19 protein-coding genes are annotated in these 18,458 nt (G+C 59.8%); 9 read left to right on the forward strand and 10 right to left on the reverse strand.

Going from position 1 to position 18,458, the window contains the following annotated elements; all coding sequences use genetic code 11:
* Nucleotides 1–70 precede the first annotated feature (70 nt).
* Nucleotides 71–2,737 carry a bifunctional acetate--CoA ligase family protein/GNAT family N-acetyltransferase gene (locus IG629_RS05760; RefSeq protein ID WP_193171023.1) on the reverse strand — a complete coding sequence of 889 codons (2,667 nt, stop codon included), beginning with the start codon at nucleotides 2,735–2,737 and terminating at the stop codon, nucleotides 71–73.
* 110 nt (nucleotides 2,738–2,847) lie between these two features.
* Nucleotides 2,848–3,546, reverse strand: coding sequence for a Crp/Fnr family transcriptional regulator (locus tag IG629_RS05765; protein WP_193171104.1), 699 nt, complete (start codon nucleotides 3,544–3,546; stop codon nucleotides 2,848–2,850).
* A 648-nt stretch (nucleotides 3,547–4,194) separates the two neighbouring features.
* On the opposite strand from IG629_RS05765, the gene IG629_RS05770 reads away from it, so the two are divergent.
* The 4 genes from IG629_RS05770 (at nucleotide 4,195) to IG629_RS05785 (ending at nucleotide 7,061) form a co-directional block, all read left to right on the forward strand.
* Complete coding sequence (locus IG629_RS05770) at nucleotides 4,195–4,401, forward strand: cold-shock protein (RefSeq protein ID WP_193171024.1); 207 nt, start codon at nucleotides 4,195–4,197, stop codon at nucleotides 4,399–4,401.
* A 419-nt stretch (nucleotides 4,402–4,820) separates the two neighbouring features.
* Entirely contained in the window at nucleotides 4,821–5,915 is a 1,095-nt protein-coding gene (locus IG629_RS05775; protein ID WP_193171025.1) for a BMP family ABC transporter substrate-binding protein, read from the forward strand.
* 74 nt (nucleotides 5,916–5,989) lie between these two features.
* On the forward strand, nucleotides 5,990–6,703 hold the full coding sequence (locus tag IG629_RS05780) for an RluA family pseudouridine synthase (RefSeq protein WP_193171026.1): 714 nt from the start codon (nucleotides 5,990–5,992) through the stop codon (nucleotides 6,701–6,703).
* Between the two features lie 52 nt (nucleotides 6,704–6,755).
* Entirely contained in the window at nucleotides 6,756–7,061 is a 306-nt protein-coding gene (locus IG629_RS05785) for a hypothetical protein (RefSeq protein ID WP_193171027.1), read from the forward strand.
* Between the two features lie 95 nt (nucleotides 7,062–7,156).
* Here the strand turns inward: IG629_RS05785 and IG629_RS05790 are convergent, their stop codons facing one another.
* From IG629_RS05790 to IG629_RS05815, 6 genes are all read right to left on the reverse strand, one after another.
* The gene (locus IG629_RS05790; protein WP_193171028.1) at nucleotides 7,157–7,573 is read right to left on the reverse strand and encodes a hypothetical protein; all 417 of its coding nucleotides are present in this window, start codon (nucleotides 7,571–7,573) and stop codon (nucleotides 7,157–7,159) included.
* A 137-nt stretch (nucleotides 7,574–7,710) separates the two neighbouring features.
* A complete protein-coding gene (locus tag IG629_RS05795; protein WP_193171029.1) occupies nucleotides 7,711–7,914 on the reverse strand; it encodes a hypothetical protein in 204 nt (67 codons plus the stop codon).
* Nucleotides 7,915–7,980: 66 nt separating this feature from the next.
* On the reverse strand, nucleotides 7,981–8,490 hold the full coding sequence (locus IG629_RS05800; RefSeq protein ID WP_028465308.1) for a hypothetical protein: 510 nt from the start codon (nucleotides 8,488–8,490) through the stop codon (nucleotides 7,981–7,983).
* 50 nt (nucleotides 8,491–8,540) lie between these two features.
* Nucleotides 8,541–8,951, reverse strand: a complete 411-nt coding sequence (locus tag IG629_RS05805) for an RNA-binding protein (RefSeq protein WP_193171030.1) — start codon at nucleotides 8,949–8,951, stop codon at nucleotides 8,541–8,543.
* A gap of 3 nt (nucleotides 8,952–8,954) precedes the next feature.
* Nucleotides 8,955–9,728 (reverse strand): enoyl-CoA hydratase, encoded by a 774-nt coding sequence (locus IG629_RS05810; protein ID WP_193171031.1) that lies wholly within the window; start codon nucleotides 9,726–9,728, stop codon nucleotides 8,955–8,957.
* Nucleotides 9,718–10,524, reverse strand: coding sequence for a competence/damage-inducible protein A (locus IG629_RS05815; RefSeq protein WP_193171032.1), 807 nt, complete (start codon nucleotides 10,522–10,524; stop codon nucleotides 9,718–9,720). The genes IG629_RS05810 and IG629_RS05815 overlap by 11 nt, the downstream gene beginning before the upstream one ends.
* Before the next feature lie 69 nt (nucleotides 10,525–10,593).
* On the opposite strand from IG629_RS05815, the gene sfsA reads away from it, so the two are divergent.
* The 3 genes from sfsA (at nucleotide 10,594) to radC (ending at nucleotide 13,006) form a co-directional block, all read left to right on the forward strand.
* Nucleotides 10,594–11,310, forward strand: coding sequence for a DNA/RNA nuclease SfsA (gene sfsA, locus IG629_RS05820; protein WP_193171033.1), 717 nt, complete (start codon nucleotides 10,594–10,596; stop codon nucleotides 11,308–11,310).
* A gap of 107 nt (nucleotides 11,311–11,417) precedes the next feature.
* Nucleotides 11,418–12,236, forward strand: coding sequence for a type I methionyl aminopeptidase (gene map / locus IG629_RS05825; protein WP_193171034.1), 819 nt, complete (start codon nucleotides 11,418–11,420; stop codon nucleotides 12,234–12,236).
* Between the two features lie 77 nt (nucleotides 12,237–12,313).
* On the forward strand, nucleotides 12,314–13,006 hold the full coding sequence (gene radC, locus IG629_RS05830) for a RadC family protein (RefSeq protein ID WP_319025020.1): 693 nt from the start codon (nucleotides 12,314–12,316) through the stop codon (nucleotides 13,004–13,006).
* A 79-nt stretch (nucleotides 13,007–13,085) separates the two neighbouring features.
* Here the strand turns inward: radC and IG629_RS05835 are convergent, their stop codons facing one another.
* Nucleotides 13,086–14,339 carry an MFS transporter gene (locus IG629_RS05835; RefSeq protein ID WP_193171036.1) on the reverse strand — a complete coding sequence of 418 codons (1,254 nt, stop codon included), beginning with the start codon at nucleotides 14,337–14,339 and terminating at the stop codon, nucleotides 13,086–13,088.
* Between the two features lie 94 nt (nucleotides 14,340–14,433).
* On the opposite strand from IG629_RS05835, the gene IG629_RS05840 reads away from it, so the two are divergent.
* Together IG629_RS05840 and IG629_RS05845 are read left to right on the forward strand one after the other, a co-directional pair.
* Entirely contained in the window at nucleotides 14,434–15,429 is a 996-nt protein-coding gene (locus tag IG629_RS05840; protein WP_226886489.1) for an aminotransferase class IV, read from the forward strand.
* 134 nt (nucleotides 15,430–15,563) lie between these two features.
* A complete protein-coding gene (locus IG629_RS05845; RefSeq protein ID WP_193171037.1) occupies nucleotides 15,564–18,041 on the forward strand; it encodes a PAS-domain containing protein in 2,478 nt (825 codons plus the stop codon).
* Here the strand turns inward: IG629_RS05845 and IG629_RS05850 are convergent.
* Entirely contained in the window at nucleotides 18,038–18,298 is a 261-nt protein-coding gene (locus tag IG629_RS05850; RefSeq protein ID WP_193171038.1) for a hypothetical protein, read from the reverse strand. The two genes, IG629_RS05845 and IG629_RS05850, sit on opposite strands and share 4 nt — an antisense overlap.
* Between the last annotated feature and the right edge of the window lie 160 nt (nucleotides 18,299–18,458).

The following is an 18,458-nucleotide window of genomic DNA, read 5'->3' on the forward strand; positions in this document are numbered from 1 at the left end:
ACCTCCCCGGCGATCACCGGACAGAACGTCGCCGCCGATATGGCCGGGAGTATGATCGAATTCAGGCGGTTCAGCCCTGTTTTATATCGAGCGTGACCAGCCGCGTGCCGACATCGTCCGGCGACGCCGTCTCGATAAAACCGAGATCATGACAGAGCGCCAGCATCGCCCTGTTCTCCGACATCACATAGCCGAACATCTTTTGCAGGCCGCGCGAATCGGCGTGCCGGATCAGGTCTCCCATGAGACGCCGGCCAAGCCCCTGCCCCTGCTGATCGGTCCGGACCAGCGCGGCGAACTCGCAGGTTTCGAAATGCGGATCCGCCGTCAGACGGGCGACACCGAGAATCTCGCCGTGGCTTTCGGCCACCAGGGCCATTTCCCGATCGTAGTCGATCTGGGTAAGACGGGCCGCCGTTTCGTGCGGGAGTGTCTTGACCGGAGCAAAGAAGCGCCGGCGCAGATCGTCGAGGGAGGATTTCTGGATCAGGTCGAGCAGGGCCGGCTCGTCCTCCGGCCGGATCGGACGGACCGTCAGAGCCAATCCGTTATCGAGACTGACATGCCGCTCCAGATGCTTGGGATAGGGCCGGATGGCGACCGGGATCGCGTTGGCCGCATCCTGCACCCGCACCCGGGCATCGAGGGCCAGAATGCCGTAATCGTTGATATAGAGCGGATTGACGTCGAGCTCCCGGATCTCCGGGAAATCCATGGCGATCTGGGAAAGCTTGACCAGCGCCGCAGTCAGCTCCTCGATCGCCGCCGGCGGGCGGTTACGGTACCCCTGCAACAGCGACCAGACCCGTGTCCGCTGCACCATGTCCCGGGCCAGCGGGATATCCAGCGGTGGCAGGGCAACCGCACTGTCGTCCGCAACCTCGACCTCGACCCCGCCCTTGCCGAACAGAATGACCGGCCCGAAGACCGGGTCCGTGCTGATGCCGATGATGAGTTCCTCGGCGTGCGGCATGGTTGCCATGCGCTGGACCGCGAAACCGTCGATCAGGGCTTCCGGCTTCACACGTTTTACCGTCCTCAGCATCTCTTCCGCGGCGCCGATCACCTGCTGACGGCCGGTGAGGTCGAGACGGACCCCGCCGACATCGCTCTTGTGGGTGATATCGTGGCTGAGAATCTTCAGGACCACATGGTTGCCGAGCTCGACCGCGGCCATCCCGGCCTCTTCGGGTGTCTTGGCAATCACGGTCTCGATGACAGGGATGCCGTAGGCATCCAGGATGTCTTTCGCTTCCGGCTCCGTCAGCCATTCGCGGCCTTCACCGACCGCTTTCTCGATGACCCGGCGCGCCCGCTCGGTCTCGGGATGATAGCCCTCCGGCAAAGACGGCGGCGTTTGCATCAGCATGTCGCGGCGGCGCTTGTAGCGCACCATATGCATGAAGCCGGTCACCGCCTGGTTCGGCGTATCGTAGGACGGCACAGAGGCCCGGTAGAAGGCCTTCTTCGCCTCTTCCTGCGCCCCTTCCCCGACCCAGTTCGTCAGGATCGGCACGCGCGGCTTCCCGGCAACGACGCGCTGCACGACCTCCGCCGCCTTGATACTGTCAGCAATCGCGGTCGGACAGTTCAGCACCAGAACCGCATCGACATTCGGGTCCTTTATCACCTCTTCAAGCGCGGCTTCATACCGCTCGGGCGGCGCGTCGCCGATAATGTCGACCGGGTTTCCGCGCGACCAGGTGGACGGCAGCTTTCCGTCAAGCGCCGCTACGGTTTCCGGGCTGAGTTCCGCCAGCCGGCCACCCAATTCAACAAGGCTCTCCGTCGCCAGCACACCGAGGCCGCCACCATTCGTGATGATTGCCAGACGGTCGTTCGCCGCCTTCAGACCCGTGCCGAGCGTGTTCACCGCATCGAACAGCTCAAGCAAGTCATAAACGCGCAGAATCCCGGCCCGACGGAAGGCCGCGTTGAAGACCGCATCCGAGCCCGTGAGCGCACCGGTATGCGAGGCAGCAGCCTTGGCGGCGGCCTGATTGCGGCCTGATTTAATGGCGATCACCGGTTTGTTCCGGGCGGCCGCACGCGCGGCGGACATGAATTTCCGGGGGCTGCTGATCGACTCGATATAAAGCAGGATCGCCTTGGTGTTCGGATCCGCCACCAGATAATCCAGCATGTCGCCGAAATCGACATCGGTCATGTTGCCGAGCGAGACCACATGGGAGAAGCCGATATTGTGATGCGCCGCATGATCGACGACAGCGGACGCGACGGCCCCGCTCTGGGTCACGAAAGCGAGATTTCCGGCTGGCGGCTGAATATGCAGGAAGGATGCATTGAGCCCGATGGGCGGCACCATGATGCCGACGCAGTTCGGCCCGACCACGCGGATCGGATATTGCGTCTTGATGCGCTTGATCTCACCGACCAGATCGGCGCCGTGACCGTCCCCTTCACCGAATCCGGCAGTGACCACGACAGCCGCCATGGTTCCCTTTGCCGCCAGTTCCTCCAGTATGGCGGGGACTGACGCGGCCGGAGTACAGATGACAGCGAGATCCGGAACAATCGGCAGATCCGCGATGCTCTTGTAGCAAAGCGTGGAGCCGATCGCGTCCTCGTGCGGGTTGACGGGTAGCACAGGCCCGTTGAAGGCATCGCCGAGCAGGTTTCTGGACAGAACCTTGCCGACCGACTGCTCCCGGTTGCTCGCCCCGATAATGGCGACAGACCTCGGCTGAAAGAGTTTATCCAGATTCCTGATCGTCATGGGGCGGCCTCGTTATGTTGCAGTGCAATATAATAACTATGCCGCCGAAATGTGTCAGTCCTAATGCGCCTCGGAGATAATTTGTCGCAGCGCACAATAGATGGCGGGCATCAGTTTTCCTCTCGGCCGGCGCGGGCGTTGTCGACCATCCGCTCCAGTTCGGCCAGATCTTTCACGACATATGCACCGCGCGTCCTCTCCAGCAGATCGCTGCGCTCGAGAGCCTTCAGCTCCCGGGTCACCGCTTCACGGTGGGTACTAATCCGGGCCGCGATCTCGGCATGGGTCGGCGGCGGTGAAATGCGCCCGGTTCCGTCGACGATGCGCCCGGCCCGCGCCAGACGCAGCAATTCAGCATGGATACGGTTTCGTACCCCAAGCGTGCTGAACTCAACTACCCGCTCCACCAGGGTCCGGATCGACCCAACCATGCGTTTCATGACGATCCGGGACATTTCCGGGGTTTCGGCGAGCAGTTCCCGGAACATCTCGGCGGGCATACAGCCAACGACCGTCCTGCTCTGCGCAACGATGCTGGCGGAGCGCCGCCCGCCATCGATTGCCGCAAATTCGCCGAAATGATCGCCCGTCTTGAGATCATGAATAATCACGGTCTTTCCCGTTTCGGAAAAAACCGTCACCCGAACATCGCCCCAGGTGATGAAGTAGACATCGGTCGATTCATCGTCGAGATTGATGATCACCTGATCTGCTTCGAAATTCCGCCAACGGCATCTCCGATCGAGATCGGCGATTTTCGCTTCCGGCAAGCACCGCAGCAAATGGCAAGCCCCAAGGCTGCGATTCATAGTCGACACTGGCATCTCCCCCAAATGGTTGCCGAACATACCATCAATCGTCCGGACCGGCACCGTCCCTGCGCCCAACCACTCTATCTAGCAACAGGGCAAGCCCACTCACAACCGCGCGTCGAAACACGCTTTTACCCACGCGCTTGAAGCAATTCCGCTTCGAGCCGTCGCCACCGTGCGGAATCCCACACTGACCGGGCCAAAACGTCCCTATCTTTTAATGAGCAGCAGGAAAGGACCGGAGCAGCCGCCGTAACAGCGTTTCCCCCGCTTTGGCGGTCTTCCCCTTCCCTCTGGACTAAGTGATTTATCCTGAGAGTCATCTTCAGGACCGCGCCACAAATGATCGATCAGGGGCACCCCGCCTCCCTCATCAATCAGGCGCGGTCATTTTTTTTACAGTAAAACCGCCATTTCCGGGTGCGTCACGGCCATGATCCCGCCTGTCGCCAGATACTACTTTTAATCACAAATTCACTTGCCGCGCTAACAGGCCCACCCTATCTCAGTTCAGTCTGTGGACGGCTTTACAGATGGGGTGTCTTCTGCTGGTCAGTGCCGAGCGTCTCTCCTAAAGCGTGTCTAAGAGTGAGTGACTGAGTAAGTGGTTATTTTGGAGTTTGTGAAGAGGAGAGGTATCCAGTCATGCCAACGGGTACAGTGAAGTTTTTCAAGACCGACAAAGGGTACGGGTTCATCACTCCGGAAGATGGATCGCGCGATGTCTTCGTACATGTTTCCGCCGTCCAGAACTCCGGACTGGCAACCATCTCCGAGGGCCAGAGGCTGAATTTCGAAGTGCAGGAAGATGCCCGCGGCCCCAAGGCCGTCGATTTGTCGGTCGCGGATTAAGAATCGCACGCACCGCCGGCCTTCAGCGGCGCCTGAGTGAATAAAAACACCCGGACCGGCTACAAACAGATATAGCCGGACCTCTTCGCGTGCGCGGTTCTTATGCGGCTATGTGGGGCGTATCGCGGTTGCCGGCGCGCGCCAAACTTGCGCGCCATCATTCCCTGACATCTCCGCCCTGAAATCCTCCCTGACAGCAGATCTGAAAGAATCACGCGCTACCGGACGTGTTGCCGCTTCACAGACTGCAGCCGAATTGTCATATTTGATCGTCTGGACTAAAAAAAACCGCAACCGGTTAACCCCCGTTGCTCCGGCGGTTCGGAAAGTAATACGGGAGGATCACCCTCTAGGCGCAAAAAGACCGGCAAGCGGCCGGCAACCGTCGCCTCAAGGCTTCACAAATTCAGGAGATCTCAATGATTAGAGACATCGTGCGCGCCCTCCTCGGCGGCGCAGGTTTGGCGGCGACGGTACTTGCTGCGGGCGTAACGCCCTCGGGTGCCAATGCGGAAGAACTCAAGGTCGGCTTCGTTTATGTTGGCCCGGTCGGCGATCATGGCTGGACCTATCGCCACGATATCGGCCGCAAGGCCATCGAGACGCAGCTTGCCGGCAAGACAAAGACGACGTTTGTCGAGAACGTGCAGGAAGGCCCCGATGCCGAGCGCGTCATCCGCCAGCTTGCCAGCGACGGCAACAAGCTGATCTTCACCACCTCCTTCGGCTTCATGAACCCGACCCTGAAGGTCGCCAAGAAGTTTCCGGACGTGAAGTTCGAGCATGCCACCGGCTACAAGCGCGCCAAGAACGTCTCGACCTATGCCGCGCGCTTTTATGAAGGCCGCTATGTCGCCGGTCTGATCGCCGGCAAGATGACCAAGTCGAACGTGATCGGCTATGTCGGCTCCTTCCCGATCCCGGAAGTCATCCGGGGCATCAACGCCTTCACTCTGGCGCTGCGCTCGGTCAACCCGAAAGCCGAAGTGAAGGTTGTCTGGGTGAATTCCTGGTACGACCCGGGCAAGGAAGGCGATGCCGCCAAGGCGCTGATCGATCAGGGCGCGGACATCATCCTGCAGCACACCGACTCCCCGGCCCCGCTTCAGGTTGCCGAATCCCGCGGCGTACATGGTTTCGGTCAGGCCTCTGACATGACCAAGTTCGCCCCGAAGGCACAGCTTTCCGCGATCATCGACAATTGGGACAGCTATTATTTGGCCCGTGCCAAGGCAGCTCTGGACGGCACATGGGAGTCCACGGACACCTGGGGTGGCCTGAAATCCGGCATGGTCGAGATGGCTCCCTTTGGCGCCGCCGTTCCGGATGACGCGAAAAAGCTCGCCACCGATGCGATCGCCGGCCTGACGGACGGCTCCATTCACGCCTTTGACGGGCCTATCAAGGACCAGAGCGGCGCCATCAAGGTCAAGAAGGGCGAGACGCTCGATGACGGTGCCCTGCTTGGCATGAACTGGTATGTAGAGGGCGTTCAGGGCAAGATCCCGAACTAAGCGCAACCAGCGAAACAACGAAACGGCCCCGCCCGTACCCGGCGCGGGGCCGTCTTCATTTGAAAGGCTTCTCCATGACCCCAGAGGAAATCCGCGACCGGGTGCTGCATCGGGACGGGCTGATCCTGGTCATCGACAAGCCTGCCGGACTACCGGTCCATGAAGGCCCCGGCGGCGGCGACAATCTCGAAGCCTACTTCAAGCATCTGACATACGGCATTCAGCATGTCCCGGCACTCGGGCACCGGCTGGACCGCGACACGAGCGGCTGCCTCGTCCTGGGGCGCAACCCCAAAGGCCTGAAAAAACTTGGAAAATTGTTCCGTGAAGGCCTTGTGGAGAAAACCTACTGGGCCATCGCCAAGGGAATTCCAAAAGAGCCTGAAGGCCGTATCGAACTGGCCCTGAGGAAAGTCACCAGCAAGGGCAAGGGCTGGCGCATGGTGGTGGACAGAAAGGACGGTCAGGAGAGCGTAACCGACTATCGGGTTGTGAGCGCTGCGGACGGCCTGTGTTTCATCGAATGCTTCCCGCGCACCGGCAGGACTCACCAGATCCGTGTCCATCTGGCCGCCATCGGCTGCCCGATCGTCGGCGACCCGCTCTATGGCATGGGAGACGGAGAAGACGGAGAGCCTTTGCAGCTCCACTCCCGGGCTCTGCGCCTGCCAATGCAACAGAGCAAACCGCCCGTCTACGTGGAAGCGCCGCCGCCCGCGCATATGGAGGCCTATCTGGAACGCCTCGGAGCCGGTCCGGAAACGGAAACGCGCCGGGGTGACAAGTAAGGCCGCGGCGGATAAGGTGGCACATCAGGCTCAGAGCCGAGGGAAAAGATCCATGGACATCAAAAGCACCATTGCCTCCCAGAATATTGCGCGCACGCAGACACAGTCGGTTCAGCGCAACACTGGCTCGCAGGCTCCTGGTCAGCCGCAGGGGACTGGTGGCGCCGTGTCCGTATCCGTCCCCGGAGAGAGCCAGAAAACGTCAGAGCTTGGCGAAAACGTGAACGATAATCTTTCCAGCGAAGATGCGCTCGCGCTTGCCGGAAACATTGCCGAACAACTCGCCAACCTGCCGAGTGACACCGGGATCGTCAGCAACCCGGCCCTCCTTGAGGAAGCGGCACGCGGCGTCAGCTAGGGCATTGCTTCGGTAATTCGGTATAGCGGCCCTGATCCAGGGAATTGAAAAAGGGCGCCCAGTGGCGCCCTTCTGTTTTGCCGTTTGGTCTGGCGTTATACCTGCTGGCCTTCCAGCGCCTGGTTTTTCGCGTCGGCGATCATACGCTCCCGGACCTCATCCATGATCATTTCCCTGAGCTCGGTCTTTTCCTTTGGCGGCAAGGCATCATACTGCTCAGGGGTCAGTCCCTTCTCCTTCAGGATAGCTTCGAAATACCGCTCTTCCGGCGTCTTGTGCATGTAATCGAGCAATGCGGTCACAACAGCTGAATACCCGCTATCCGCATTGCCGGTCCCGGTTACGGGCCCGCTCGCCTCTGACGCGCTATCTTTAGCCTCCGAACTGTAGACGTCGTTAAAGGACGTCCGGAACCCGCTCATGTTCGATATGCCGAGCTTTTGTAGCCCCTTGCTCTTCAGGTGAGCGCTATCACTTTCTGCATAGCTTCCCGTATAGGTAATTGCTTCCATTGTTTCGCTCCTCGGTTGGAAGACCGAGGCGATGGCATGCAATAAGTGTACCTAATAGACCGACAAAATATATGGCCGTTGCATGCTGGAGACAGCAAGGGAAACCAGTGGGAAAAGCCGGTATATGCGCCTTACCCCTATGTTCCGGTAGCCTCGTTTGTCGGGGAAATTTCTTCCGCCTCGGCAGAAGCTGCAGCAATCTCGCTACAATAAAAGCCAGTCGGATACATGTGGAAATCGCCTTCGAAAAGCTTTGTCAGATCAAGCTTTTCCCAGCCTTTCTCGGCAGTTCCCGAGGTTGCGATGCCAGGCACCGTATCTCTGTAAGTAACAGCTTTCACAATGACGTTCCTTTGCTGGATGATACGCAATCATTACCCAGCAAGAAGCGTGCCCAGTGCTGTTAACTAAAAATGCGGCCAGAGCATGCGGGAGACGGCAAAAGTCGCCATTTCCACATAGAGCAGCATGAAGCCGAGCATGATGTAGCGGTGGACATCACTGGTGAAGCGCGACTTCTGCGCCATTGCAGTCCGGGTCAGCTCACCCAGATGAGCGCGCATGAAAGCCTGTTTCTTGGCTTCGGAGCCCTGCCAGCTCTGCAGCATCAGGATCGTGCCGACGGTCGCCAGGCTGAAAAGCCAGACCAGATAAAACAGGAATTTGATCAGGCTGACATCGCCCCAGCGAAGCCAAACGCCAACCGCCACCACCCCGACACATAGCGCGGAGAAATAGATCAGCGTGTGCCATTGCTGCGCCTTGGCAAAACGAATGTTTTCCGACGCGTCGGTATAGAGAGCGAGAAACTCCTGCCGGGTATCGGAATCGATGTCCGGGTGAGTGTCATGATGCGCGGCCGCACGGCGCACGCGTTTTGGGTCCTGTGGGTCCGCTCTGGACAGTCCGTCAGCCATGGAAGGTCCCTCCAACCAGCCTGTCTTAGCGGATTATGCGCTTCAGCTCGCTATTGAATCAACTGTTTAGGGTCCAATGACGGACAAAGTTTCAGGATTATTTGTGTCTCCCCCTCCCGAACCAGCTCCGGCATGCCGCCGCGCTTGATCAGGTAGGTCCGCCGCGGCTCCGGCGCGGACCAGGTCAGCACCTGATCAACCTCCACCCTGTCCCCGGAGATCCGGTAGGTCGATCGCCCCATCTCCAGCACCCGCTCACCGGAGAGCGTGCCGTGCTTCGGCAAAGCGCGCAGGTAAGTGCCTTGATGGAATACCAACACCGCCGTGCCGCTGCATTTGGGCTGCCCGTCCGGACCGACGATCCCCCAAACGCCGTCAATCCTCGGCTCGGCCGCTGCGACGCTTCCCACCGTAACGAAAAGCGCGAGAAGAGACAGCAGCGGGATCCGGCCGTGTCCCATGGCTCAGGCCGCGCCCTTTTTCTTGGCCAGAAAGGCCTGCATCATGGCTTGCGGCTCACCAGTCTCATAAGCAGCGGCGAAAGCCTCGATACCGGCCTCGATCCCCTCTTCCAGCGGCTCCTCTTCCCACACCTTCAGCAACTGCTTCTGGATGCGGATCGCCGCCGGGCCGGCTTTGGCGATTTCCGTTGCCATATCCTCGGCGATCTCGAACAGCGAGTCGGACGTCACCATGCGCTCGATGAAGCCCCAGTCACGGGCCGTCCGGACGTCGATCGTGGCGCCTGTATAAATCAGGTACGACGCCTTGCCCCAACCGATCAGGCGCGGCAGCAGGGCCGCCTCGATCACGGACGGGATGCCGACCTTCACCTCGGGCATGCCGAACTTTGCATCCTCTCCGGCGATCCGGATATCGCAGGCTGCCGCGACTTCCATGCCCGCCCCCAGACAGTAGCCGTCAATGGCAGCGATCACCGGCACACGGCATTCGCGGATCGCCTTCATCAGGCCGTGCAAGCCGGAAATGAAGGCCTCCGCGCTCTCAGCATCGCAAGCCGCCATCTCGTTGATGTCGGCGCCGCCGATAAAGGCTTTTTTCCCGGCCCCGCGAAGGATCACGGCGCGAACGCTGTCGTCCTCCTCAAGCCCCGCGATCGCTGCTGTCAGCTCTTCGATCGCGGCTGAATTGACGATGTTGAGCTTCTGGCAGTTGTCCCAGGTGATGGTGACGACTACGCCCGTGCCCCGTTCCTTACGGCCGATTTCAACCGGCATTCTTTTTGTCCTCCATGACTTCTGGCTTCTCACTGTCTTCGGGGCGCGCTTCGAACGGCTCGCCGCCGAGTTCTTTGATCATCTGCCGGATCGCGTCCGCGACTTCCTCCAGCAGCACTTCGTCCGTGCCCCGTGCCACCAGAGTGGTGCCGAATCCGCCGGCCCGGTAATAGGGATAGCTGCCGATCTCGACATCCGGAAAGCGTTCCTGAATCGCGCCCAGCCCTGCGGCGACCGTCCCCTCCCCGATATTGCTGCTAACGGAACGGGACTTCACTTTGGTGCCGTGCTTCAACAACGGCAGCAATTCCAGCACCATCGCCTGGAACACACTCGGCACGCCGGCCATGACATGCACATTGCCGATGATAAATCCCGGCGCGGTGGAGACCGGATTGTCGATCAGCGTGGCCCCTTCCGGGGTTTCCGCCATTTTCTTTCGTGCCTCGTTGAATTCCCGCCCGGTTGTCTCGTAATGCACGGCCATCCGACGCATCGCCTCGGGATTACGAATCACCGGCTTGTTGAACGCCGCCGCGACGGAGGCGCAGGTGATATCGTCATGGGTCGGGCCGATGCCGCCGGAGGTAAAGACATAGGTATAGGCCTCCGAGAGCGCACGGACCGCGGTGACGATTTCCCCCTCCTCGTCCCGGACCACGCGGACTTCGGAAAGCCGGATACCGGTTTCGGTGAGTTTCTCGGCCAAGAAACCGAGATTCTTGTCCTTGGTGCGTCCGGACAGGATTTCGTTACCGATGATGAGGAAGGCGGCAGTGACAGTTTCGTCTGACATGATGGACCGGGATTGCTATGACGGATCAGGAATTTAATGCCCCGGAACCATGAAACAACGGACGCCCCTATGCAACTTCCGTCGCCGCTTTACGAAGGCACGCTGATCCAGCGCTACAAACGCTTTCTGGCCGATGTCCGGCTGGCGGACGGAACCGAGGTAACCGCCCATTGCCCCAATCCGGGCGGCATGATTGGCCTGAAGGACCCGGGCTCCCGTGTCTGGCTTTCGAAATCGGACAACCCGAAGCGCAAGCTCGCCCATACGTTCGAGCTGATCGAAACCTCCGGCGGCCTTGTCGGCATTCATACCGGCCATCCGAATGCGATCGTCGAAGAGGCGGTGCGGGACGGCACGATTACAGAGCTCGCCGGGTATGAAAGCCTCCGGCGTGAAGTCAAATACGGTGAGAATTCTCGGATCGACCTCTATCTCGAGGATCCGGAAAAAGGCATTTGCTACGCCGAGGTCAAGAACGTGCACCTTAAGCGCGACGACGGCCCGAACCCGGGTGCCGCCGAATTTCCCGACGCGGTGACCAAGCGCGGGGCCAAGCATCTGGTGGAACTCGGCAACGAGGTAGCCAGGGGCAACCGGGCCGTCATGGTCTATCTGGTGCAGCGCATGGATTGCGACCGGTTCTGCCTCGCCGAGGATATCGACCCGGGCTACGCCGAGGCTCTGAGGGCCGCCCGAAAAGCCGGTGTGGAGGCGATCTGCTACGACACATCGATCACCACAGAGTCTATTACCGTCCGCCGCCAGCTTCCCATTGTCTGGCCCTGACGGCCCCTTTCGGGCTGGATTGACTTGACGCTCGCGCCCTCGGGTCGCATTTATGGCAAACACATTTACTGACATTGCCCGGCCCGCGCCGCGCACCTTGGAACAGCATGCAAGACCCGTCACTCGCCCAGGATGAGAATTACCGCTCCATCAAGCTGCATGGCCCGCTTGACTTTCAGGGCATGCGCCAGGCCGGACGCCTGGCTGCGGAGACCCTCGATTATCTGACGCCCTATGTGAAACCGGGCATCACCACCGAGGAGCTGGACCGGCTTTCCCATGAGTTCATTCTGGAGCATGGGGCAACCCCGGCGCCTCTCGGATACAAAGGCTTTCCGAAGTCGATCTGCACATCGATCAACCATGTCGTCTGTCACGGCATCCCCGGCCCCCGGAAGCTGGAGAACGGCGATATCCTGAATATCGACGTCACCGTCATCCTGAACGGCTGGCACGGCGACACCAGCCGGATGTTTGGCGTCGGCAAGGTCGGCGTGAAGGCGCGCCGGCTGATGGACATCACCTACGAAAGCCTGATGCGCGGCATTGCCGTGGTGAAGCCGGGTGCAACGCTCGGTGACATCGGTTACGCGATCCAGACCTATGCCGAGGGCGAACGCTGCTCCGTGGTGCGCGATTTCTGCGGCCATGGCCTCGGCCGCACCTTCCATGCCGCGCCGAGCGTGCTGCACTATGGCGAGAAAGGCACCGGCCCGGTCCTGCAGGAAGGCATGTTCTTCACCATCGAGCCGATGATCAATGACGGCAAATACGCCGTGAAGATCCTGCCCGACGGCTGGACCGCCGTGACCCGCGACCGCTCCCTCTCCGCCCAGTTCGAGCATTCGATCGGCGTGACGGCAGATGGCTGCGAGATCTTCACGGAGTCCCCAAAGGGCTATAACAAGCCGCCCTACGCGGACTGATTTTCTCCCGCACCGGAAAAACACTCCCGCCCCTTCCATGATCCTTTCAGTGATTGATCGAAGGGGAGGCTGCATCCGTGCCACGGGACCTAGTGAGTCCGGATTTCAATTCCGGACACCGGCGCCGGCTCCGGGAACGTTTTCTGAAATCCGGCCCGGACACTATCGCGGATTATGAGCTGCTAGAGCTGGTGCTGTTCCAGTCCCGCCCGCGCGGGGATGTAAAGCCTCTCGCCAAGTCCCTGCTGGAACGGTTTGGCAGCTTTGCCGAAACCATCTCCGCGCCGGCGGAAGACCTGATGAAAGTCCGCGGCGTCGGGGAGAGCACGGCGATTGCCCTGACAAGTGTCCGTGCCGCCGCTGTGAGGCTGATGCGGGAGGAGGTCCAGGAACGCGCCGTCGTCTCCTCCTGGGATCAGCTGATTGCCTATTGCCGGGCGGCGATGGGATTCTCGAAACGCGAACAGTTTCGTGTGCTCTTCCTCGACAAGAAAAACCGGATTATCGCCGACGAGGTGCAGCAGGAAGGCACGGTCGACCACACACCTGTCTATCCGCGTGAAGTGGTGGCACGCGCGCTCGATCTCGGCGCGACTGCGCTGATCCTTGTGCATAACCATCCAAGTGGCGACACCACGCCGTCTAAGGCGGATATCGACATGACCGGCCAGATCCAGCGGGCAGCGTCAGCGCTCGGCATTGTGCTGCACGACCACATCATCGTCGGCCGGGCCGCGCATACCAGTTTCAAGGCGCAAGGCCTGATATGAGGGAATGAGGGTCAGCGAAGGCCCATTCTTCGCTTATCAGACGTTCATGGAACTGCCGTCAGGGCGGCCGCGACCGATGTCATCGGTCCCTGACTTCCCGGATAAAGCAGGCCGCCACGACGCCGGCAAGACAGCACCAGGGCAGCACCTGAAGCGCGAAGCCGAACGTATCGAGGGAATAGACACGCGCTCCATTCACCATGCGGCCGTCCCAGGCAAAATCCAGCAGGTAGCCGATGGCGGGCTGGAGCACCGCACCGCTGCCGACCACGAAACTGTTGATAATCCCAAGAGTCGCGCTATTGGCCCACGGCGGGTTGTGCTCCCGCGCCACGGCGAAGCTCAACACCATGGTGGAAGAGCCGAAGCCCTGCATCACCAGAACCGCCTGCAGCAGCGGCAGCGGCATCGCCGGAAACAGGATGGTCAGCGTGATGCCTGCCGTTGCCAACAGGCCTCCCAGCACCATGAACGGGCGCCGCTTGCCAAGTTTGTCGGAGAGCCAGCCGCTGAGCGGAGCGCCGACACCCCAGCCGAAAAACATGACGGACGCCAACGCCGCGGCCTCGGGTTTCGCCAGACCGCGCGCCTCCATGAAGAACGGCACGCCCCATAGGCCACCGAATGCCAGCATGGAGCCAGTCATGCCCACGCCGAATGCTGCCGCCAGCCAGGTCTGGGAGTTGCTGAGCGCGCGCTTCACACCCTCCAGAAGCGGCCGGGCCGGTTCCGTCCCGCCAGAAGGTTTGTCCCGGACCGTGAGGAACAGGCAAATTGTCAGAACGACACCGCCCATCGCGACCCACCAGTTCGTCTCGCGCCAGCCGATCTGCTCCACAGCATAGCCGAACGGCCCCTGCCCCAATACGCCGCCAAGCACGCCAAGCATCTGCGCGAGGCCACCCAACAGGGCAAAACGTCCCGGAAACCAGATGGCCGCCACCGACAGCGCGGCGACAAAGCTGCACGCGCAGCCGAGGCCGATCAGAAACCGTCCGAAATATGCCATCCAGAGCGTATCGGCCCCGGCAAACACAAGAACACCGATGGTACAGATCGCCGCGGCTCCGGTCGCAAGGCGGCGTGCACCGAGCCGATCGATAGCCACACCGATCGGAACCTGGATGCTGGCATAGACATAGAAATAGACGGCGGAGAGGTTGCCGAGAATCGCGCCGCCGACCGCGAACTCCCGCATCAGGTCGTCGACCATCACGGACGGCGATACCCGGAGCACGAAGGCATAGAGGAAGAATACCGAAGCAAACAGCCAGCCGGTAAGCAGCAGCGCGCGGGAAGGAGAAAAAGCAGGAGACTTGGCTTCGGCGGTCACGCGGCAGACTCCGTAAACGAGACTTTCGCCGATGTCAGTGACATGACGCCATGGTCATGGTCAATCATCCGCATAGCAGGACAGCCGCATTGAATTGTCATCAGTCCGTCAGCACGACACACTTCCTCCCGGCAACATCGGATACGAGGATTTCATGCATAACAACGGCACGGATGAACGCAAGACCACGCACGATGCGGAAGACGACCCGCGCAACCAGAACATCAAGATATACATAAACGGAGATCTGGTTCCACGCGCCCATGCTGTTGTTTCCGTTTACGATTCCGGCTTCATGCTGGGTGACGGCATGTGGGAGGGAATGCGGCTGCACAATGGCAAATGGGTGTTCTTCGAAGAACACATGGACCGGCTTTTCGAAAGCTGCAAGGCAGTCTCCCTCGATATCGGCATGGACCGCGCCGGCATCCGCGCCGCCATGGATGACACCGCTGCCGCCAATCAGATGCGGACCGATGTGCATTGCCGCCTGATGATCACACGCGGGATCAAGGCGCGGCCATTCCAGCACCCGTCCCTCTCCCGCAGCGGGCCGACAATCGTGATCATCCTGGAGCATTCGAAACCGGCCAGTGCCTTGCACCAGCGCGGAATCCGGCTGGCCACTGTTCCCCAGGTCAGAGGACTGCCGCACTCCCAGGACCCTAAACTGAATTCACACTCAAAGCTGAACTGCGTGATCGCCTGCCTGCAGGCCGAACAGGCCGGGGCCCATGAAGGGCTGATGCTTGACCCACACGGCTTCGTCAACACGACGAATGCCTGCAATTTCTTCATCGTCAGACGCGGGGAAGTCTGGACCTCCACAGGCGACTACTGCATGAACGGCGTCACCCGGCAGAAGGTCATCGACCTGTGCCGGCAAAACGATATCCCCATCTTTGCCAAGAACTTCTCGCTCGTGGAGTGCCACGGCGCCGACGAGGCCTTTCTGACCGGCTCCTTTGGTGGCCTTACACCCGTCGCAGAGATCGATGGCAAACCGATCGGCTCCGGCGGGTTTCCCGGACCAATGACGCGCAACCTGCAAACCCATTACACAGCGCTCATTGAAGAATATGCTTCCTAAACGCCCGGGCTTGCGCAACCAAGTATTAACATACTCGTCATACACTCCGCTTTGCCTCACAAAGCGTCATCTTGATGAAAGACCCGGCCAGCACTATGAAACCAAATATTACGGACCAGGACATATTTTCGTCCGTGATCGAAAATGTGAGCCAGGGTCTCACTTACTTCGACCAGGACCTCAACCTGGTCGTCTGTAACCGGCGTTATCTGGATATGCTTGGCTTTCCACACGATCTGGGCATCCCGGGCACACCAATTGCCGCGTTTTTCAGGATTAATGCGGAGCGCGGCGAGTACGGTCCCGGGCGGATCGAAGACCTCGTGAATGAGCGGCTCGCAATGGTGCGCCAGACAGAAGCACATAGCTTCGAGCCCGAGCGGCCGGATGGAACCATCCTGCGCATCACCCGCACGCCCGTCGACGGTGGCGGCTTCGTGACCACCTACGATGACATTACAGAGCTGCGGAAATCCCAAAAGGCGCTTGAACAATCAAACGAGCGCCTGGACGAGCTGGTTCTGGAGCGCACAGCGCAGCTTCAGAAACGAGAGACTGATCTCTCGGCCCAGACCGAAGCGCTCGAAACCACCCTCGAAGCGGTCAACTACGGCATCACCTTGTTCGATCGTAACCTGCATCTGGTCGCGGCGAACCGTCTTGCCTTCGACATGATGCGTATCCCCCAGGACCTGAACCGTCCGGGCACACCGTTCGGGGCTCTCGCCAGGGTCCTGGCCGAGCGTGGTGAATACGGTCCGGGCGATATAGAGAAACTGGTACAGGAGCGGGTCGATCTTGCGCAAAGGTTTGACCACCTCCGCTACACCCGAGAGCAGTCAAACGGGAAGATCTACGAGATCTGGAGCCGCCCGGTAGAGAACGGCTTCGTGGCCACCTATGTCGATGTGACCGAGCAGAAACAACTGGAAGCCCTCTTGCGGGCAAACAACGAGGAGCTTGTCGAGAAATCCTCGGCTCTCGAAACCATCCTGGAGACTTTGGATTACGGTATCTCCCTGTTCGACAGGGAGCTGAATCTGGTCGCCGCAAATCCGCAGGCGTTCAATCTGATGGCGGTACCGCATCATTTTAACCAACCCGGCCGCCACTTTACCGAGTTCCTGCGATACCAGGCCGGGATGGGCGAATTTGGCGAAGGCGACATTGATGAGATTGTCGAACGGCACGCCACCGCAGCAGCCGGCCCGGAGTCGTATACTTCCATCCGGCAGCGCAAAAACGGAATGATCATCGAAGTAAATCGCCGCCCTATCGAAAACGGTTTCGTGGCGACCTACCGGGATGTCACTGACGAAAAACGACTTGAGGCTTTGCTGCGGTCGACCAACGAAGAGCTGGAAACACGGGTCGAAGAAAGAACGTCCGAGCTGAACGCTCAGTTGCGTGAAACGGAGCGCGCAGAAGCTGAAATGCGGAAAGAAAAGAGCCGCGCCGAACTTGCCGACAAGGCGAAATCCGATTTTCTTGCCCGTATGAGCCATGAAATCAGGACCCCGCTGAATGGCGTGATCGGCCTGAACCGCATTCTGGCTGACACGGAACTGACAGAAAGACAGGCAGACATCGTCGCCAAAGTCCGCTCTTCCTCAAATGCTCTGCTCAGCGTCGTGAATGACGTCCTTGATTTCGCGAAGATCGAGGCGGGCCAGCTCGACATCGAGGAAATCCCCTTCAAGCTGAGCGATGTCCTGGACAGCGTTACTTCCATTGCCGCCACGCGCGCAGAGGAGAAAGGGCTCGCCTTTGAAGTGATCTCCAATGGGACCGAAAACATGCAGTTCCTGGGGGATCCGTTCCATATCGGCCAAATTCTGACCAATTACTGCAGCAACGCCGTGAAATTCACCGATACCGGTTACGTAAGGCTAGCCGTGACTTTCCTGCCTGAAATCCACGGGATTAACCAAGTCCGATTTTCCGTATCCGATAGCGGGATCGGTATGGATAAGGACATTGTCGAGCGCATTTTTGTCCCCTTCCATCAGGCCGATGCATCGACAACACGCCAGTTTGGCGGGACAGGTCTCGGGCTTGCCATCTGCCGGGAGCTCGCACATTCAATGAATGGCGAGGTCTGGGTTGAGAGCCAGCCAAATCATGGCAGCACGTTTCATGTAGATCTGCCGTTGCCGACGGTGACCGATGAAAGTGCTATTCCGCTCGGCGGCGAAAGAGACTGGCGCGCAGCATGTGAAGGCCTTCAGGTCCTTTTGGTGGAAGACAATGCGATCAACCGTGAAATCGCGACGGTCCTGCTTGAAGGCGCCGGTGTGACAGTGACATCAGCCGAGCACGGCAAAGAGGCCGTCGACATCATGTTGACCGAAGCCCCGCCCAAGATCGATGCCGTGCTGATGGACCTGCAAATGCCGGTAATGGACGGTCACGAAGCCACCAGGCTCATACTGGCCGATCCCAGGCACCATGACCTCAAGATCATCGCGCTAACCGCGCATGCCGTAGCGGAAGAGATCGAGAAATGCCGTAACGCAGGCATGTGCAGGCATATTACCAAGCCCTTCGAGCCCAACACTCTGTTCCGGCATCTGGCTGAATGCTCCGTCTGCGCCGGAGTAGATTGCACCTAGACGGTAATATCGAGGATTGAACCACGCGGCAGGTCAGCACTGACCTCTTCCAGGGGGATGGCTTTCTGACGCTGCGGGGTTCGTTGGTCCGCGTTTTGATCCACGCCATTCAGTTCCTGAGCGAACCGGCTGGTCGCCGGATCCAGGGATTCAGCACTATTCCGCCGGCCTTCAGCGCCACTGGGCTGGGCCGGAATCTGCCGCTGACCGGTCGGAACCGGTATCAGAGGAAAGTTGCTTGTCGGATCAATAGCCATAACCAACCCTGATCACTCAGGCCGGTCTCCAATCAGTATTCTGACGGAAACCGGTCAAATAATCCATCACCTGTATCGTGAGGAGTTATTTATATTGGATTTTAGATAAATATGTCAATTATGCGCGCCATATTATTTAGCTCATGACGCATCATTCTTT

The organism is Nisaea nitritireducens (assembly GCF_014904795.1).
Lineage (GTDB): Bacteria > Pseudomonadota > Alphaproteobacteria > Thalassobaculales > Thalassobaculaceae > Nisaea > Nisaea nitritireducens.

Bases quoted from the DNA above. Each gene is read 5' to 3' on its own strand.
- IG629_RS05785 (WP_193171027.1), top strand. From the start codon at position 6,756: ATGGACATCAAAAGCACCATTGCCTCCCAGAATATTGCGCGCACGCAG.
- IG629_RS05770 (WP_193171024.1), top strand. From the start codon at position 4,195: ATGCCAACGGGTACAGTGAAGTTTTTCAAGACCGACAAAGGGTACGGG.
- map (WP_193171034.1), top strand. From the start codon at position 11,418: ATGCAAGACCCGTCACTCGCCCAGGATGAGAATTACCGCTCCATCAAG.
- IG629_RS05805 (WP_193171030.1), bottom strand. From the start codon at position 8,951: ATGGGACACGGCCGGATCCCGCTGCTGTCTCTTCTCGCGCTTTTCGTT.
- IG629_RS05800 (WP_028465308.1), bottom strand. From the start codon at position 8,490: ATGGCTGACGGACTGTCCAGAGCGGACCCACAGGACCCAAAACGCGTG.
- IG629_RS05810 (WP_193171031.1), bottom strand. From the start codon at position 9,728: ATGCCGGTTGAAATCGGCCGTAAGGAACGGGGCACGGGCGTAGTCGTC.
- IG629_RS05815 (WP_193171032.1), bottom strand. From the start codon at position 10,524: ATGTCAGACGAAACTGTCACTGCCGCCTTCCTCATCATCGGTAACGAA.
- IG629_RS05790 (WP_193171028.1), bottom strand. From the start codon at position 7,573: ATGGAAGCAATTACCTATACGGGAAGCTATGCAGAAAGTGATAGCGCT.
- IG629_RS05760 (WP_193171023.1), bottom strand. From the start codon at position 2,737: ATGACGATCAGGAATCTGGATAAACTCTTTCAGCCGAGGTCTGTCGCC.
- IG629_RS05765 (WP_193171104.1), bottom strand. From the start codon at position 3,546: ATGAATCGCAGCCTTGGGGCTTGCCATTTGCTGCGGTGCTTGCCGGAA.
- IG629_RS05780 (WP_193171026.1), top strand. From the start codon at position 5,990: ATGACCCCAGAGGAAATCCGCGACCGGGTGCTGCATCGGGACGGGCTG.
- IG629_RS05775 (WP_193171025.1), top strand. From the start codon at position 4,821: ATGATTAGAGACATCGTGCGCGCCCTCCTCGGCGGCGCAGGTTTGGCG.
- sfsA (WP_193171033.1), top strand. From the start codon at position 10,594: ATGCAACTTCCGTCGCCGCTTTACGAAGGCACGCTGATCCAGCGCTAC.
- IG629_RS05850 (WP_193171038.1), bottom strand. From the start codon at position 18,298: ATGGCTATTGATCCGACAAGCAACTTTCCTCTGATACCGGTTCCGACC.